Annotated in this window: 22 protein-coding genes; 21 read left to right on the forward strand and 1 reads right to left on the reverse strand. The window is 48.6% G+C overall.

The window, feature by feature from the left end; genetic code table 11:
* Window positions 1–136: 136 nt before the first annotated feature.
* Genes ACQKPA_RS20570 through ACQKPA_RS20580 form a run of 3 tightly spaced genes read left to right on the forward strand, consistent with a single transcriptional unit; the run spans window position 137 to window position 1,948 of the window.
* Complete coding sequence (locus ACQKPA_RS20570) at window positions 137–736, forward strand: CPBP family intramembrane glutamic endopeptidase (RefSeq protein ID WP_071223912.1); 600 nt, start codon at window positions 137–139, stop codon at window positions 734–736.
* A complete protein-coding gene (locus ACQKPA_RS20575; protein WP_427494343.1) occupies window positions 723–1,133 on the forward strand; it encodes a hypothetical protein in 411 nt (136 codons plus the stop codon). Before ACQKPA_RS20570 ends, ACQKPA_RS20575 begins: the two co-directional genes overlap by 14 nt.
* The gene (locus ACQKPA_RS20580; RefSeq protein WP_427494344.1) at window positions 1,130–1,948 is read left to right on the forward strand and encodes a metallophosphoesterase; all 819 of its coding nucleotides are present in this window, start codon (window positions 1,130–1,132) and stop codon (window positions 1,946–1,948) included. The genes ACQKPA_RS20575 and ACQKPA_RS20580 overlap by 4 nt, the downstream gene beginning before the upstream one ends.
* 51 nt (window positions 1,949–1,999) lie before the next feature.
* Here ACQKPA_RS20580 and ACQKPA_RS20585 read toward each other — a convergent pair whose 3' ends face one another.
* The gene (locus ACQKPA_RS20585; protein ID WP_427494345.1) at window positions 2,000–2,911 is read right to left on the reverse strand and encodes a polysaccharide deacetylase family protein; all 912 of its coding nucleotides are present in this window, start codon (window positions 2,909–2,911) and stop codon (window positions 2,000–2,002) included.
* A 93-nt stretch (window positions 2,912–3,004) separates the two neighbouring features.
* Here ACQKPA_RS20585 and ACQKPA_RS20590 point away from each other — a divergent pair, with 93 nt between their 5' ends.
* The 18 genes from ACQKPA_RS20590 to ACQKPA_RS20675 all read left to right on the forward strand — a co-directional run bounded on the left by ACQKPA_RS20590 (window position 3,005) and on the right by ACQKPA_RS20675 (window position 16,329).
* Window positions 3,005–3,379 (forward strand): hypothetical protein, encoded by a 375-nt coding sequence (locus ACQKPA_RS20590; RefSeq protein WP_113056947.1) that lies wholly within the window; start codon window positions 3,005–3,007, stop codon window positions 3,377–3,379.
* Between the two features lie 201 nt (window positions 3,380–3,580).
* A complete protein-coding gene (locus tag ACQKPA_RS20595; RefSeq protein WP_071223917.1) occupies window positions 3,581–4,192 on the forward strand; it encodes a genetic competence negative regulator in 612 nt (203 codons plus the stop codon).
* Window positions 4,193–4,249: 57 nt separating this feature from the next.
* Entirely contained in the window at window positions 4,250–4,945 is a 696-nt protein-coding gene (gene prsW / locus ACQKPA_RS20600) for a glutamic-type intramembrane protease PrsW (protein ID WP_071223918.1), read from the forward strand.
* A gap of 73 nt (window positions 4,946–5,018) precedes the next feature.
* The gene (locus ACQKPA_RS20605; RefSeq protein ID WP_181469710.1) at window positions 5,019–5,165 is read left to right on the forward strand and encodes a hypothetical protein; all 147 of its coding nucleotides are present in this window, start codon (window positions 5,019–5,021) and stop codon (window positions 5,163–5,165) included.
* Window positions 5,166–5,254: 89 nt separating this feature from the next.
* Window positions 5,255–6,604, forward strand: coding sequence for a germination protein YpeB (ypeB, locus tag ACQKPA_RS20610; protein ID WP_427494346.1), 1,350 nt, complete (start codon window positions 5,255–5,257; stop codon window positions 6,602–6,604).
* A 212-nt stretch (window positions 6,605–6,816) separates the two neighbouring features.
* Complete coding sequence (locus ACQKPA_RS20615; RefSeq protein WP_427494347.1) at window positions 6,817–7,470, forward strand: flagellar brake protein; 654 nt, start codon at window positions 6,817–6,819, stop codon at window positions 7,468–7,470.
* A 64-nt stretch (window positions 7,471–7,534) separates the two neighbouring features.
* Complete coding sequence (locus ACQKPA_RS20620) at window positions 7,535–7,822, forward strand: DUF5359 family protein (protein WP_427494348.1); 288 nt, start codon at window positions 7,535–7,537, stop codon at window positions 7,820–7,822.
* Window positions 7,823–7,998: 176 nt separating this feature from the next.
* Window positions 7,999–8,679 (forward strand): (d)CMP kinase, encoded by a 681-nt coding sequence (cmk, locus tag ACQKPA_RS20625; RefSeq protein WP_427494349.1) that lies wholly within the window; start codon window positions 7,999–8,001, stop codon window positions 8,677–8,679.
* A 21-nt stretch (window positions 8,680–8,700) separates the two neighbouring features.
* A complete protein-coding gene (locus tag ACQKPA_RS20630) occupies window positions 8,701–9,291 on the forward strand; it encodes a lysophospholipid acyltransferase family protein (RefSeq protein WP_427494350.1) in 591 nt (196 codons plus the stop codon).
* Window positions 9,292–9,411: 120 nt separating this feature from the next.
* Window positions 9,412–10,629, forward strand: a complete 1,218-nt coding sequence (rpsA, locus tag ACQKPA_RS20635) for a 30S ribosomal protein S1 (protein ID WP_071223924.1) — start codon at window positions 9,412–9,414, stop codon at window positions 10,627–10,629.
* Window positions 10,630–10,840: 211 nt separating this feature from the next.
* Window positions 10,841–12,163 (forward strand): ribosome biogenesis GTPase Der, encoded by a 1,323-nt coding sequence (gene der / locus ACQKPA_RS20640; protein ID WP_071223925.1) that lies wholly within the window; start codon window positions 10,841–10,843, stop codon window positions 12,161–12,163.
* A gap of 11 nt (window positions 12,164–12,174) precedes the next feature.
* Entirely contained in the window at window positions 12,175–12,801 is a 627-nt protein-coding gene (gene plsY / locus ACQKPA_RS20645) for a glycerol-3-phosphate 1-O-acyltransferase PlsY (protein WP_015734519.1), read from the forward strand.
* On the forward strand, window positions 12,794–13,834 hold the full coding sequence (locus ACQKPA_RS20650) for an NAD(P)H-dependent glycerol-3-phosphate dehydrogenase (protein ID WP_427494351.1): 1,041 nt from the start codon (window positions 12,794–12,796) through the stop codon (window positions 13,832–13,834). The genes plsY and ACQKPA_RS20650 overlap by 8 nt, the downstream gene beginning before the upstream one ends.
* Before the next feature lie 63 nt (window positions 13,835–13,897).
* Entirely contained in the window at window positions 13,898–14,173 is a 276-nt protein-coding gene (locus tag ACQKPA_RS20655) for a stage VI sporulation protein F (protein ID WP_006209456.1), read from the forward strand.
* A 142-nt stretch (window positions 14,174–14,315) separates the two neighbouring features.
* The gene (locus tag ACQKPA_RS20660; protein ID WP_071223929.1) at window positions 14,316–14,495 is read left to right on the forward strand and encodes a DUF2768 family protein; all 180 of its coding nucleotides are present in this window, start codon (window positions 14,316–14,318) and stop codon (window positions 14,493–14,495) included.
* A 42-nt stretch (window positions 14,496–14,537) separates the two neighbouring features.
* Complete coding sequence (locus ACQKPA_RS20665; RefSeq protein WP_427494352.1) at window positions 14,538–15,122, forward strand: hypothetical protein; 585 nt, start codon at window positions 14,538–14,540, stop codon at window positions 15,120–15,122.
* A 70-nt stretch (window positions 15,123–15,192) separates the two neighbouring features.
* Window positions 15,193–15,552, forward strand: a complete 360-nt coding sequence (locus ACQKPA_RS20670; RefSeq protein ID WP_427494378.1) for a 2Fe-2S iron-sulfur cluster-binding protein — start codon at window positions 15,193–15,195, stop codon at window positions 15,550–15,552.
* Window positions 15,553–15,576: 24 nt separating this feature from the next.
* Window positions 15,577–16,329, forward strand: coding sequence for a hypothetical protein (locus ACQKPA_RS20675; RefSeq protein WP_427494379.1), 753 nt, complete (start codon window positions 15,577–15,579; stop codon window positions 16,327–16,329).
* Window positions 16,330–16,527: the final 198 nt, after the last annotated feature.

Genomic DNA, 16,527 nt, shown 5'->3' on the forward strand with positions numbered 1-16,527 from the left:
AAGGGATAGCCTTGAATGTCATACCGTTAATTTGCTATGATGCATATGCCCGCCTATGATTGAATGATTCTGATATTACTATGGTTGTATACGAGGATAATCTTAAAAATCAAGATGAAAGACAGGCCCATCTTCTATGAAAAAATTTAAAATACGCGTAAAAAGAATCGAAGCCCACCAATTAAACGATCGGCTGCTGCTTATTAATCTGTATCTGACCCAAGCATTGACACTTATTGCAGGGTTGATCTGGATTCTGTTTCAGCAGAGGAATCCGTTTGGGCTCTTTGTCATTCCGAAGGATATCGAGTTCGTTTATTGGGGGCTCGGACTTGCTGCCGCCATGCTGGTAGTGGATTTTGTATTATCCCGGTTTGTGTCAGAGGACAGTATGGACGATGGCGGAATCAATGAAATGCTGTTCCGAAAAAGGCCGGTTTGGCATATTTTTGTTATAGCTTTGGTTGTATCCATCTGCGAGGAGTTATTGTTTCGAGGAGCTATCCAGCATGCGTTCGGACCGTACTGGACGAGTATCTTGTTCGCGCTTATTCATGTCAGATATTTAAAGCATTGGCTTCCAACCGGGTGGGTTTTCTTAAGCAGTTATGGTCTGGGTTACGTCTATATTCAAACGGGTACCATTTGGGCACCAATCCTGTGCCATTTTCTGATTGATTTCATATCAGGAATGTTGATTCGGTTTCGGAGGAAAGAGGAACATGAACGAACTTAGCAGAATGCAACGACATCAGAGCCGAAATAAAAGCCGCAAAAACAAGTCAACGGCTCAATCAGAAAAAAGAACGGAAGCGAAGTCGCGACAAGCGGATGAAACGCGGAGTCGATCTAAATCGCCGCCCCGAGCAAGTTCCGTGGAGCAAAAGCCCCGGAGCAGCACGACAGCGGACGGCTTGAGCCGTTCGAGATCGACCCGGTCACGTCAGCGTCAAACAGAGGAAGAAGTGTCTGCTCCTAAACGCACGAATACATATTCCTCGTACCGCGTAAGAATGAGCAAATGGTTTGTGAACTCATTGATCGTCATTTTCATATTGTTAATGGTAGGTCTTCTGTGGTGGGGACTTATCGGAGCACCTCCATTAAAGGAATTGTTAAAGGAGTTATTATGAGTGTGTTGATGTGGATAGCAGGTGCTGCGGCACTCGGTGCAGGCGCTATCGGCTGGATGAGGGCTGAGGCCAGGGGCTATCGGGTGCGTGAGGAAGAAGTCGTATCCGAACGTATCCCTCACTCGTTTGACGGGTTTCGGATATTGTTCATCACCGATATACATCGCAGACAATTGTCAGAAGAGAAGCTATTATCCAATCTTTCATCGGTGGATTGCGTACTGCTTGGCGGGGATATCACGGAAAGAGGAGTGCCCCTTCAGCGGTTGAGGCATAACTTGTCGGTGCTGGTCCGTATCGCACCCGTCTATGCCGTCTTGGGGAATCATGATCTGAATGCAGGCAAGGACGCTGTCCGTAAAGCGTTGCGGGAGAGCGGCGTTATGCTGCTGAATGACAAGTCCGTTACGTTAAAACGGAGTAACGAGCGAATTGTTCTCAGCGGCGTAAGGCAGCCGGCCAGCCGGAAACACCCATACACAAGATTTCGGGGGAATGCAGCCGAAGACCAGTATCACATCATTCTGGTGCATGATCCGATATGGATCAAGGGCAAGGATGTGGTGTTTGGGGATCTGGTGCTGGCAGGACATACCCATGGGGGACAGATCGTGCTGCCGTTGGCCGGAGCCGTTCGTCTGACGCGCTTTTACAAGAAGTTTAAATCCGGATGGTATGCACTGCCGAGAAAGGCGGGCGAAACCGAACATTCTTCCAGGATGCTGATCAGCCGGGGATTCGGTACCTCCCATATCCCGCTGCGCTTGCAATGTCCCGCAGAATACCATGTAATTACATTACGCAAAAAACCTTAATTCGATCGTCAGACGGTGACGGAAGAATTAAGGTTTTTGTGTTTTCCCGGATTATCTTATTTTAGGTTCGATTTGTCGCGGATCCACGAAACCATATCCTTTGGCTTCAAGCTTGGTCAGCAAGGTATCGAGGGCCTCTACGGTCCACGGAAGCTCGTGCATCAGAATGTTGCTGCCAGGGTGAAGCTGCTCGAGCACATTGCTGACTACGGCATCGGGCTTGTTTTTGCTTTTGCTTTCCCAATCCAGCGAACCGTTGGACCAGGTCATGAACAGCAGGTCATGACTAAGAGCAACTTCCTTGACGATATCTCCGCCTGAGCCGAACGGAGGACGGAAAAACTTCGGTTCCGATCCGGTTGCTTCCTTGACGATTTGCTGGACATCGCCGATCTGTTTCTTTACCGTCTGTTTATTTTCTTTTTTCAGGTCGATATGGTCCCAGGAATGATTCCCAATGATTTGACCGCGGTCATGGATCAGCTTCAGCAGTTCAGGATGTTCCTTCGCGCGGTATCCATTCACGAAGAAAATCGCTTTGGCGTCATGTTTGTCGAGCGTATCGATCATTTGGTTGATCATTTTTTCTTCCTTGGGACCGTCGTCAAATGTGAGCAGCACCACTTTTCCGGGTACGGTATCATCATTTGGGACGATGCGATACACCTTATTCATGTGATACTTCGGTTCAGTCGGCGCCTCGGCATCGGGAATCTTGACGGCTTCATCCGATGGGTCCGCGGGAGTATCTACTTCAGGATCGGCTTCAGACTTGTCCGTTTCGGTTGATTTGTCGGTACCTTCTTTCGGAGCGGGCACCTGTCCAGAGGTTTCACTTTGCTGCGTTGCTCTGTCATTACCGACTTCCGTGGCCGTGCTTTGCTTCTGATCAACTCCGTTGTTGCCGCAAGCGCTGAGCATAAGGCAGCCAGCCAGCAGAAGTGCTGTTCGTGTTCTAACCATGATTCCATCTCACTTTCCTGTATTTATGTAGCATGAGTTCCTGGCGGTGCGAGAACAATAATCTCGAGTTTACCATAGAAGGAGGTATCATTTGTGAAGACTTCGTCATTTCTATATGGTGTCATTATCGGCGCCGTTGCATGCCGGATGATTTCCCGTAATAACAGCAGGTTCTTCTCCTCAATGATGAAAGATGCGAATCTTGGCCGATTCGCGGATACCGCGATGAGTAAAATTCAGGGCACGAAGAGCCAGCATTATTCCGGCTCGAGCCAAGAAAGCGTGTCTCCCAGTTCAGGCCGACATGATTCCACTCATTCCAATGGAACTGCAGGGGTACAGACATCGACTCATTCGAAGGCTGCCAACCTGAAACAAGTCAAGGATTTTATCCGAAACAACCCAGATGTCAAGAACGAAGTCGAACAGATTTTGAAAGAAACCCACACCGTCATACCGGGTTTGTAAACGGCAAGAACCATTTTGAATCATTCTCGGGGACCGGCCACACGAATCCCTGTGAATGATTCTTTTTTCTTCAGTTACATATTTACGTGCATTTGTGGGTATTAAATGATAAAATCAATTATATAAAACCATTTTTATCACGTCATAATCCAGACATCATAATTTGTTATAAACTTTTGTTTACGTAAGGAGGATCCTGTCATGAAAATAGAGCGTTTGAGTCAAGATAAGATACGGATTTTCCTCACGTTTGACGATCTGAGTGAGCGTGGGATCCAGAAGGAAGAGATGTGGCAGGAAATACCGAAAGTTTATGACCTGTTTACGGAGATGATGGATCAGGCATACAGTGAGCTCGGATTTGATGCCACCGGACCTCTTGCCGTTGAGGTGTTTGCACTGCCTGCCCAGGGCATGGTGGTTATTGTGACGAGAGGGAAATACGATCATCATTTCGGCGGCTTGTCCGAAGAAGATATGCCGGACGAGATTTATGAAATGGAAGTAACGCTGGATCAAAGTGATACTATCGTCTATGTTTTTCAGGATTTTGAAGTGCTCATTGAAGCATCGCATATGTTGAAGGACCTTGTAGGCGGAGCGGGTAAGCTCTATCACTATATGGATAAATGGTTTTTGTACTTCGATCCTGAGGAATTGGATAGCGAGAAGCTGCCGGCGGTTATTGCGATGCTGGCTGAATTCGGTGAATCCTCTTCAGTAACGGAGGCTATGCTGGAGGAATACGGTAAGAAAGTAATGCCTCAGCAAGCGGTTGAGGTTATCTGTACACACTTCCAGCGTCAGCATTAATAAAGGTGGGCGTGCGTGCCGGACTTCAGGCCCGCAACTAACGGAAGGGGAATTTTAGTGCTGGTGTTCTCGGTAATTGCGTCAGCTTTGGCGCCGGGACTCGCATTGCTCACGTATTTTTACCTGAAAGATAGGTATGATCAAGAGCCCCTGCACATGGTGATCAAAGTGTTCATGTTAGGGGTTCTGGTCGTTTTCCCGGTTATGATTTTGCAGCGGGGAATGATACTATGGCTTGGCGACAATCCGGTAGTCAACTCATTGCTCGTTTCGGCGGGTGTTGAGGAATTTCTGAAATGGTTCGTAATGTATCACATTATATTTAACCATACGGAATTTGACGAGCCTTATGACGGCATCCTTTATGCAGTGGCGATATCGCTTGGATTTGCTACGGTAGAGAATTTGCTTTACGCCTGGTACAGCCAGGCAGCCTTTGGTCCGATGTTCCTGCGAGCACTGCTGCCCGTATCGGGACACGCGATGTTTGGCGTCATCATGGGATACTACATGGGACATGCGAGATTCACGGAAGGAAAACGAAGAAGGTTCTTCCTCGTTCTATCCTTGTTCCTGCCTTGGATGTGGCATGGTTTGTACGACCTGATTCTGAGTCTGCTGACTCACACATGGGTATGGTTCATCGTACCGCTTATGGTGCTGCTATGGTATGGCGGCATGGGCAAAATCTCTAGAGCTAACAACCGTTCTCCTTTCCGTTTCATTAAGCGGGAGGAAGAGGTTAACACTTAACAAATCAGGGCACACTTCATTCTATAGACCTCGGCTGACAGCCAGGGAATCATAGAAAGGGAGGTGTCTTTTTTTGCGTGTAAAAGTGAAAATTCTTTGCAAAGATTGCGGTGAACGTTTTGTGCTGCGGGGAAAAAAGGAACAGGGCCGGATCGAAACCGGATTTAAGCAGTGTCTGTGCAACAACCGCGATCACTTCGAGATTGAGGAAGATTTCTAAGGGATGAAGGAATTATACAGAAATGCATAAGACTTCTTTCTTCTAGTCAAACTAACGGCAGTGAGTAGAAGAAAGGAGACTATCGCATCATGTACAAACGATTAAGCGCTATCCTGTTTCCTGTGGCCACAATTTTATTGATCGGGGCTCTGGTATGGGGTTATCAAGAGAATAAAGAGAAAAACGCCATATTGATTAATGCCGAGAACCAATACCAACGGGCATTCCATGACTTGTCGTACAATATGGACAGGATTCATGCCGAGCTCGGCAATACGCTTGCGGTAAGCTCTACCTCCCAAGGGATGCATCGGAAGGGCTTGATGAATGTATGGCGTCTAACCAGCGAGGCTCAAAATGAGATCAGCCAGCTGCCGCTTACGCTCCTTCCCTTCAATAAGACCGAGGAGTTCCTTTCACGAATTTCTAATTTTGCTTACAAAACAGGTGTGCGTGATTTGACGAAGGAGCCGCTCAGTGAGAGTGAAGTCAAAACGTTGAAATCCTTGTACGCCAACTCCGGCGAAATTACGAAGGATTTGCAGCATGTGCAAAACAAGGTTATCGCAAACAGTTTGCGCTGGATGGATGTAGAGACGGCACTGGCTACGAATAAAGTCGAAGATAATTCCATTATTGACGGCTTCAAAACGGTGGATAAGAAGGTGGAGTCCTACCCTGAGCTTGACTGGGGACCATCGGTAAGCAGCATTTATAACCGCCGTTCCGTGAAGCAGTTGGCAGGCATGCCGATATCGGAAGAGGATGTGAAACGCAAGGCGCTAAAGTTCTCGGATGTGGGTAACAATGCCAAAGTGCAAGTGACAAAGAACGGAAACGGCACCGAGTGGGTATCGTATACAGCGAAGGTACAGCATCCGAATGGTCATATGCTCAGCATGGACTTTACTGAAAAAGGCGGCCAGTTGATCTCCTATACGGATGAACGGAATGTTGGCGCCAAGCAAGCGTCCGTTCAAACTGCAATCGACAAAGCCCAGCATTTCCTGACGCAAAAAGGCTATTCCGATATGACGGTTATTTCAGCGGACCAATACGACAACCTGGCCAACTTTTCCTTTGTTCGTGAAGAGGACGGCGTGCTGATTTATCCTGAGAAAATCACGGTTCGTTCGGCTATGGACAATGGGGATGTCATTGGATTTCAGGCCAGCGACTTTGTGTACGAGCATCAGGTCAAGCGAGAGATTCCCCAGCCGAAACTTAGTCTTGCCGAAGCGGAGAAGGTCTTGAATCCTGACTTTAAGGTGCTCTATCACCGTAAAGCCTTAATCAAAAACGACCGTTCCGAGGATACGCTGTGTTATGAATTTGGAGGGCGGATCAACGGGTCCCAGTATCGGATTTACATTAATTCGAACACCGGCCTTGAGGAAACAGTGGAAGTCGTGAAGGATGCGCAGGCAGGAATTAAATAATCGAAGCACTGCTTGATTCAAGCCGGTTCAGGTGATTTCCTGAATCGGCTTTTTTGCTTGGATGAAGAGGCTAAAAGCAAGTGGGAGAGTCCCGAGTTTCCCAAGGAAAGACATGAATCGACCTTGATTTGAAGATTTTGTCCTATGGGCCGTGGCATCCCGTGATATAATGGAAAATAATGATTATGATGAATTAGTGGTGGGTGAGCGCATTGTATCCAAAGATTAACGATGTCCTCTATATCCAGTTGGATACCGGGGATGAGAAGGAAGCCAATATTGTATATAAATCCCGCATTTCCGACATGGATGACGAATCGATGTATATGGAGATTCCGCTGCAGGAAGGGACGGGCAAGCTGAAAAAGCTGTACATCGGGGACGAGCTGTCCGCTTATTTTTTAACGGAAGGCGGAGTCAAGAATTTCTTCAATTCCCACGTCCTTAGTCACCATGAGGATATTATCCGTCTGGTTCGCATCAAGAAGCCGGAGCAGGATCAAATTACGAAGGTGCAGAGAAGAAGCTTCCTACGGGTGCAAGCTGAGCTCGAGGTAGCCGTTATGACCAAAGACGGCACCCAGTTTTTAGCCAAAACCGACGATGTCGGCGGCGGCGGCGTATCCTTTCATCTGCAGCCGGATCAAACGATTGCGGATGGGAGTATATTGACTTGCTGGATACTGATCCCGTTTAAGAACGGATCCGTGGAGCATGTCCCGTTTGAAGGCGAGGTTGTGAGGGTTAAGGAGCTGCCTACCAATCGAAGCATCGTGATGCTGAAGTTTAATCAGATCGCAGATATGGAGCGCCAGAAGCTGATTCGTTATTGTTTTGAGAGACAGTTTGATTTTCGCAATCGTTAATGCATAAAAAGGACAAGCCGGTGGCACACTATCCGAAAATTTTGTGCCGGAGGAACTGTCAGCCATGTCAGAAGTAGTAAACGATCACGACCAACTGCCCAAAAAAACAGGACTGGAAGTTAAGGACGCCGAGAAGGGACAAGCCCTGCATGACCACTATGGGAAAATGCTGCTTAAGCTGCTAATCGGTCTTGTACTAGCCTTGGTGATCACCCAGTTGCTATTGCATTATGAACCTAGCCGGCCCTATATTTCGCCAATTCAGCAGATGGAGGGTGTTCCCGTTAACGAGCCAAATGTAAACGATTGGATGGGGGAAAACACCCCTTCTCTTTTGCATCACTCTAGCTAGTGTGGTATAATTTTCACGTCGCAGGCGGGCGCCTGCTTTTTTCTTGAAATATAAGATCGTGACTTGGTTTCATCCGCGCTTTCTTATATATTTTCACTAGAGAAACGGTGATCCCGTCCGTATCGGATGGTAAGCCCTTTCGATTTCGAGGTATATGTTTGAGGAGGAATGCCCCGTTGGTTACGCAGGGGACAGGTTATCGCGACAGAATTAATATTGCCATCGACGGTCCGGCAGGGGCGGGTAAAAGCACCGTAGCGCGTATGGTAGCCAGCAGGCTGCAGTACATCTACGTGGATACCGGAGCCATGTACAGGGCAGTCACCTGGTTCATGCTGAACCAAGGGATTTCTCCAGAAAATCCCGAAAAAGTGCTTCAACATGCACAAAATATGGTGATTGAATTAAAACCGCATGAAAATGGTCAAATGGTCTTGTTGAATGGGGAAGACGTCACACCTTATATTCGTTCGCATCAGGTTAGTGCAGTAGTATCCAAATATGCACGAATCGAGGGTGTGCGAATAAAGCTTGTCCATTTACAGCAGCAAATGGCGCAAGAGAAGGGCGTTGTCATGGATGGACGTGACATCGGCACAACTGTTTTGCCGGATGCTGAGGTAAAGATTTTCATGACGGCCAGTGTCAAGGAACGTGCTCTCCGCCGCTTCAATGAGTTGAGTGATGAAGGCATATCGCTGGAACAACTGGAAAGAGATATCGCAGAACGTGACAGGCTTGACCAGGAACGTGAAGTGTCGCCGCTCCGATGCGCAGAGGATGCCATCATATTGGATACGACACATATGGATATCAATCAAGTTGTGGAGGCAATTCTTTCATATTGCGAAACTTAAGTGGGATGGGGAGAAAAGGACATGATTTATGTTTTTTGCAGAGCGGTGGTCCGCGGTTTGTTCGCTATTCTCTACAGATTCGAATCTGTCGGCGTACATAACATACCTTCAGAAGGCGGCGTGCTAATCTGTAGCAATCATATTAGCATTCGAGATCCGATATCTGTGGGCATTCACGTCAAGCGCCAGGTTAAGTTCATGGCCAAAGCGGAATTGTTCAACATTCCGGTGTTCGGATGGCTGGTTCGTCAGCTTGGAGCATTTCCGGTCAAGCGCGGCGGAGTAAGTAAAGATTCGATCAAAACCGCCCTCACGATACTGCGTACAGGTGAGATCATGGGTATCTTTCCTGAGGGCACGCGTAATTCCGATTCAACTGCGGCCAAACGGGGTGCGGCAAGTTTCGCTCTTCGCAGCGGAGCAACGGTCATACCGGCTGCCATCATTGGAGATTACAAGCTTTTTCGCAAAGTGAAAATCATCTATGGTGCACCTGTGGACCTCTCCCGGTTCGAAGGTGACAAGTCACCGGAAGCCCTGGATACGGCAACCGAATTGATCATGGCCAAGATTCACGAAATGCGCGCAAGCGGCAAACCAACCGTGAACTGATTTATTCGCTCCATGCATAAAAAGCATGGGGAGATTGGAAAGATACTACAGCAATTATGTTTTGAACTTCGCGAATGCGAGTTTAAATAAATGGGGTTTGAATTGAGGAGGTTATTTGACATGTCGGAAGAAACAAGAAATGAAGAGGCTGTAGAAAACCAAGAGCAGCTGGACCAAATCGTATCCTTGAAAAAAGGGGACACCGTGAAAGGGACGATCGTCAAACTGGAGGACAACCAAGCTTATGTAAGCATTGGATATAAATATGACGGCGTAATTCCTGTTCGCGAACTGTCTTCTGTACAGCTTGATAACGCATCTGATGCGGTTCAGGTTGGCCAAGAGGTAGAGTGCAAAGTCGTTAGCATTAACGACGATAAGGAAAGCCTGGTTCTTTCCAAGCGCGCGATCGATACTGAGAATTCGTGGGAAGAGCTTGAGAAGCATTTTGCGGATCAGGACGTATTCGAAGTAACGGTGGCTGACGTCGTTAAAGGCGGACTCGTAGCCGATGTGGGTGCACGCGGATTTATCCCTGCATCCATGGTAGAGCGTCATTTCGTTGAGGACTTCAGCGACTATAAAGGCCGCACGCTTCGCGTGAAAGTGAAGGAACTGGACCGCGAGAACAACAAAGTGATCCTTTCCCAGAAGGATGTTCTGGAAGAAGAGTTCGAAGCAAACAAACAAAAAGTGATGTCCGAGCTTCAAGATGGCCAAGTGCTGGAAGGTACTGTACAACGCCTTACTCAATTCGGCGCATTTGTTGATGTTGGCGGCGTAGACGGCTTGGTTCACGTATCCGAGATCGCTTGGAGCCACGTTGATAAGCCTGCGGATGTATTGTCCGAAGGTGATCAAGTGCGTGTGAAGGTACTGAAAGTAGATCCTGAAAAAGGAAAAATCAGCCTCAGTATCAAAGCAGCCGCTCCAGGTCCTTGGGAAACAGCTGGCGAGCAATTCAACACGGGTGACATCGTAACAGGCGTAGTTAAACGTTTGGTTACTTTCGGAGCTTTCGTTGAACTGGCACCAGGTGTTGAAGGTTTGGTTCATATCTCCCAAATCTCCCACAAGCATATCGGTACACCGCAAGAAGTATTGAAAGAAGGCCAAGAAGTTCAGGTTAAAGTGCTTGATATCAACACTTCTGAGCAACGTATCAGCCTGAGCATCAAAGAAACGGAAGAAGCGCCAGCTCAAGCTCCTCGCGCTGAAAAACCGTCCAAAGGTCCTAAAATCGACCTGAAAGACAACCCGAACGTTTCTTTGAACAATCAAGGCATGAGCGTTACGCTTGGAGAGCGTTTCGGCGATAAGCTGAGCAAATTCAAGTAAGCCCGGGAACAGTTTTGTTCGGTCTATGGACCTATCATAACGAAGTCGGCGAACCCAGAAATCTGGGTTCGCCATTTGTTTTTTTAGGGGACGAACGTTTGCGGATGTTGTAACATGGGGTAGAGCATAATAGAAATAAAGATGAAAGGTTAGCCAATTGTAACGTTTTTTGCTATGATGATAATCGTAAGAATTGACAGGAGGAGTGACTATGGCAAGACCCGTAGTGGCTATCGTTGGACGGCCTAACGTCGGTAAATCCACCATATTTAACCGATTGATTGGCGACAGATTAGCCATCGTTGAAGATAAACCGGGTATCACCCGTGACCGGATTTACGGTAGTGCCGAATGGAATGGCAAAGCGTTCAGCGTCATTGATACTGGCGGTATCGAAATCGACGGCGATGACATGATATTGAAATCCATCCGCATGCAGGCCGAGCTTGCAATTGAAGAAGCGGACGTCATCGTATTTATGTGCGATGCGAAGACAGGGGTTACCCAATCGGACGAGGAAGTTGCACAGATTCTGTTCCGTTCAGGTAAACCTGTCATCCTAAGCGTAAACAAAGTGGATAATTTGAAGCGCGTTGATGATATTTATGAGTTCTATTCCCTCGGATTTGGCGATCCTGTCGGAATTTCGGGCAGCCACGGCACGGGGATCGGCGACCTGCTGGACGTTGTGGTCGAGAATCTGCCGGAACTCGAAGACGATGGATATGACGAGGATGTTATTCGTGTTGCCCTGATTGGCAGACCGAATGTGGGCAAGTCCTCCCTGGTTAATGCCATTTTGGGAGAAGAGCGTGTCATTGTCAGTGACGTTGCCGGTACTACTCGCGATGCTATTGACACGCCGTTCGAGAAGGATGGGCAGCGGTATGTGCTCATCGATACGGCTGGCATGCGCAAACGCGGGAAAGTGTATGAGACCACGGAGAAATACAGCGTCATGCGTGCCATGCGTGCCATCGAGCGCGCGGATGTCGTTCTGGTCCTCATCAACGGGGAAGAAGGCATCATCGAGCAGGACAAGCATATAGCCGGGTACGCCTATGAGGCCGGTAAAGCTTCTTTGTTCGTTGTCAACAAATGGGATATGGTCGAGAAGGATGACAAAACGATGCAGCAGTTCGAGAAAAAGATCCGCGATCATTTCTTGTTCATGACCTATGCGCCGGTTGTTTTCCTGTCGGCCAAAACGAAGCAGCGTTTGCAGAAGCTGCTCCCGGTCGTTAAGCATGTGGCTGATCAGCATTCGCTGCGCGTGCAGACGCATCTCCTTAACGATGTCATATCCGATGCGATTGCCATCAATCCGCCTCCAACGGATAAGGGAAGAAGATTGCGCATTAACTATTCAACACAGGTTGCGGTCAAGCCGCCGACTATGGTCGTATTTGTCAACGATCCGGAATTGATGCACTTCTCATATGAGCGTTATCTTGAGAACAAGATTCGGGCCGCGTTTGACTTTGAAGGTACACCCATCAGGATATTTACTCGAAGAAAGTCTGATGAGAGTTAGGGGAGAATAGCTTGATTTTGGAGATCGTAGCGATAGTAGTGTGTTATTTACTCGGTTCGGTAAGCTTTAGCGTACTGCTTGCCAAAATCCTGAAAGGGATTGACATTCGTCAGCATGGCAGCGGCAACGCCGGGGCAACCAATACCCTTCGCGTCCTGGGAAAGGGACCTGCCATACTGGTATTGGCTTTGGATGTAATTAAGGGCATCGCTGCGGTTTGGATCGGACGATGGCTCGGGGGAGACAATGCGTGGCTGCCAGGATTGTGCGGTATTGCGGCCATTATCGGCCATAATTGGCCTCTATACTTCCGCTTTCGAGGCGGCAAAGGGATTGCAACAGCCATTGGGGTGCTTGCTACGCTTTGCTTTATACCAGCGTTGATAGCAGGCGTTATCGCAATTCTATCCATTGTTTTTACCCGTTATGTATCTTTGGGTTCCCTTATTTTTGTAGTACTTACCCCTGTTTTTCTATTGATCGCGGATTATTCGTGGCCAATCTTTTGGACGAGCTTGATCATATGCGTATTCGCCTTCTGGCGGCATCGCTCGAACATCGTGAAGCTTGTGCAGGGGCGTGAAAACAAGCTGGGTTCCGGAAAAGGAAAGGACAAAGGAGGGAAGCGCGTTGTCTGACAAAGTCGCTGTTCTGGTGGCAGGCAGTTGGGGAACCGCTTTGGCAAGTGTTCTCGCTTCAAATGATCTGGATGTGGTCGTCTGGACAAGAACGGAGGAACAGACTCGTGAAATCAACGAGTCGCATACCAACATCCGTTATTTACCCGGGGTGGAGTTACCAACGAATATCCGTGCTACAACCGATATGAAAGAGGCGGTCTCTTCGGCCGCTGCCGTGGTTATCGTTGCCCCTTCGTCGGCGATGCGGGATGTGGCGGGCCAGCTGAAGCAGTACTGGGCCGAAGACATGCTGGTGATTCACGCAACCAAAGGATTTGAGATCGAATCCTTGAAGCGGATGTCCACCGTCATATCCGAGGAGCTTGGCTGCGAGGAAGGCCGTGTGGTGGTATTATCAGGACCAAGTCATGCGGAGGAAGTGGTCAGACGCTGCCCGACTACGGTTGTTGTGGCTTCTTTGGATGCCGAGGCGGCTGTGGCCGCTCAGGATTTGTTCATGAACACGTATTTCAGAGTGTACACGAACCGGGATATGATCGGTGTTGAGCTGGCCGGGGCCTTGAAGAATATCATTGCTTTGGGGGCCGGGATGTCCGACGGACTGGGTTTCGGCGACAACGCCAAGGCAGCGCTTATTACGAGAGGCTTGGCAGAAATTTTGCGAATCGGCATGGAAATGGGCGCGAATCCGCTGACGTTTGCCGGGCTTGCGGGAATCGGTGATCTCGTGGTTACCGCCACCAGCCAGCACAGCCGAAACTGGCGAGCCGGTTCGATGCTCGGTCAGGGGAAAAAGTTGGATGAGGTTCTGGGCTCCATGGGTATGGTTGTGGAAGGAATACGCACGACCCAAGCCGCACATGCCATTTCCGAGAAATACGGCGTCCAGATGCCGATTGCCGACCAACTGTACCATGTGTTGTTTAAAGACCGGAATCCCCGGACCGCCGTAGAAGCCTTGATGGGGCGGGATCCCAAAACAGAGATGGAAATGATGCCGCTTGAAACTTGGGAGCAATGGCACACCTAGCTTATTCACCATTCCGATGATTGACTCATATATTGATGTGAGGATGTCGGAGGAGGGGTGGAAATGAGCAAAAGCTTTCACAAGGATGTACTGAATGCGATTAACAAGAAAAGCGGCAAGAAAATTTCTTCAGGGGCTGTCAATAAGCTGGCTAGCACGGTTAAGCCGTCTACAATGCAAAATGAAGCCCAGCTCCGCCAGCTGATCAAGCAGGTATCTTCGATGGCGAACATACCTGTTAGTGAGGACACGATCCAGGAGATTGTCGGCGCGGTGAAGAAGAGTGGCATGAATCCGAGCAATATGGAAGCCTTGATGAAAATGATGATGAACAAATAAGATACGATGATGATGTTGAACAAAAGACGCTCCTCACCGGATAGCGGCTTTTGTTCTTTTTTTCGACATACCTGAGGTGAGGCGCTATCATTTTCGTGATATAATAGGTTGAAATTGATGAGAGATTGGAGAGTTTCGTGACATGGATCCGATGCAAAAGATGTGGCTGTCCCTAGTCGCGTTATTGATTATGGCACTGTCCGTCATAGTGGTTACGCTTGCGCGAAGCAAGACCAAGGGTTTTCTGCGCGGCGCGCTGTCGTTCGTGGCCTTTATGATGATGATTTTCGGTTTTATTATTGGACTGGCCTCCATCATATAACGTAGGAAGCCAATCCGGGACGATACGGTAAAGGGGTGCAGCATGACGCTGAATGATCTGCCGGAATTGGAGAGTGTGTTAGCTACCGCCATTCATAAGCTGAATCAGGTACCTATGGCTTGGCTGCTCGGTGGAAGCTGCAGCTTGCTCCTTCAGGATGTAACTTTGGACAAACCGCCGAGAGATATCGATATATATACCGATACAAGGGGCGTACAGCCTTTGCATGAGTCGCTGGCTCCTATGGCCGTGGATGTTCCCCGCTTGGACCAAGAAGGGATATATTCTTCGATTCTGAGCCACTATGAAATAGAGAAAGTCCCGATTGAACTGGTAGGCGGATTTGAAGTCAAATCAAACGGATCCTCCTACTGTGTTGAGATCGATCAATTGCTGTATCCTGCAGCACCAGAGAGTCATATACAGGGCGCCACGGTACGGCTAATGCCGTTATCTCATGAACTGGTGTTTAATGTGCTTCGGGACAGACCGGATCGATACATTGCCATTTCGGAAGCGATCCAGCGGGACATGGACCATCATATGCCGCTTCTTCGGCAGTTATTAAGCCGGAACCAGCTGCATGGGGAACATCGAATGGTTTTGAAACGATTAACCGGACTTTAACCGGCGTACTGTGTAAAGCAGCCAGGGAGTATGGCAGAAGGTGTACATAAGAAAAGGAGCGCGTTTATCGTTGGACTACGAGGTATTATTTCAACCGGATCAGAAAAAGGTCAAGGTTCGCCCGCACACGAACGTTCTGGATGCCTCACGTCGGGCCGGTGTGCGTATTCCTACCCGCTGCGGAGGCAAAGCCAGTTGTTTGATGTGCAAGATCATTGTCCCGAGCGAGGAACGCGATCATTGCTCCGCTCCGGAGCCCAAGGAAATCAGGAAGCTGGGGACATCGATGATTGAACAAGGCTACCGGCTATCCTGCCAGACGAGAATCACGAATCATATCAAGGTAATGATTCCCGAGGATCCGCTCAAAGCAGCGATCCGCAAACAGCTGGAAGCGGCGAGAAATCGGGAGTCCGATGACTTTATTTAAAGCGAAGGATGATGTTAGTTGAGTATGATCTCTTGGATGACCCAAGCGACAGGCCGTTCGAAGCGAATGTCAGCCGTCTTAGTCCTGGTGCTGTTTCCGATGTTGCTGACAGGCTGTCTTTATCCTGACGAGAAAATGCAGGAGAACAAGGTTTCATATAGGGAAAGTGTCAAGCGGATACAATCGGCCGTAGATGATTTTTATAAAGAACAGGGAATATTACCGATGATTACGGCAGGTCCGGAAATTCCACGGTATGAGAAATACCGGGTCGATCTGGATCAGCTGAAGAACCGGGGATACATTGACCAAATTCCGGATACGGCATTTGAGAAGGGCGGCAGTGGATATTTTCTCATTATTAATGAGGAAACGGAGCCAACCGTGAAGGTCATGGACTTGACCACGGCCCAGAAGGTGAATGACGTTCAGAGAGCGGTTAATTTGTACAAAATGGCGCATGACAACGCGCTTCCCGCAGGCGAAGCCCTCTACCCGGGATATACGGCGGTGGACCTGTCCAAGACCGATGCCAAATCCGTTAGATTGATGAGTGTGTACTCAGGTCAGGAGATGACCTTTATGATGGATGAAGAGGGAACGGTGTACGCCGATTATGCCTTTGATATTATGCAGGCGATCCAGAAAAACGGTTCCGATCCGCAAGAAGGAGAGGATTTACGGGTGTTCCTGGAGAAGGAATCCTATTATGTCCCGGTAAAATCCGTACCTTATACATGGAAGGATGGGCAGCCCGTTGCTCAGCCGCTATCCTAAACCTATACCCGCCGTTATCGGCGGGTTTTTTTGTTATGGCTTTAGCCAGTTGAGCGCGTGAAACGCGCGAAACAAAAAAACCACCCGCTATGCGGGTGGAGGAATCAGCGGTTTTACCACTAAGACCATTCCGATAAAATTGAGATGTTCAGGCTCAAAGAAAGGAATGGTCTTAAATGGCAAACAAGAGCTACAGCC

This window comes from Paenibacillus sp. NPDC093718 (assembly GCF_050279985.1).
GTDB lineage: Bacteria > Bacillota > Bacilli > Paenibacillales > Paenibacillaceae > Paenibacillus_AQ.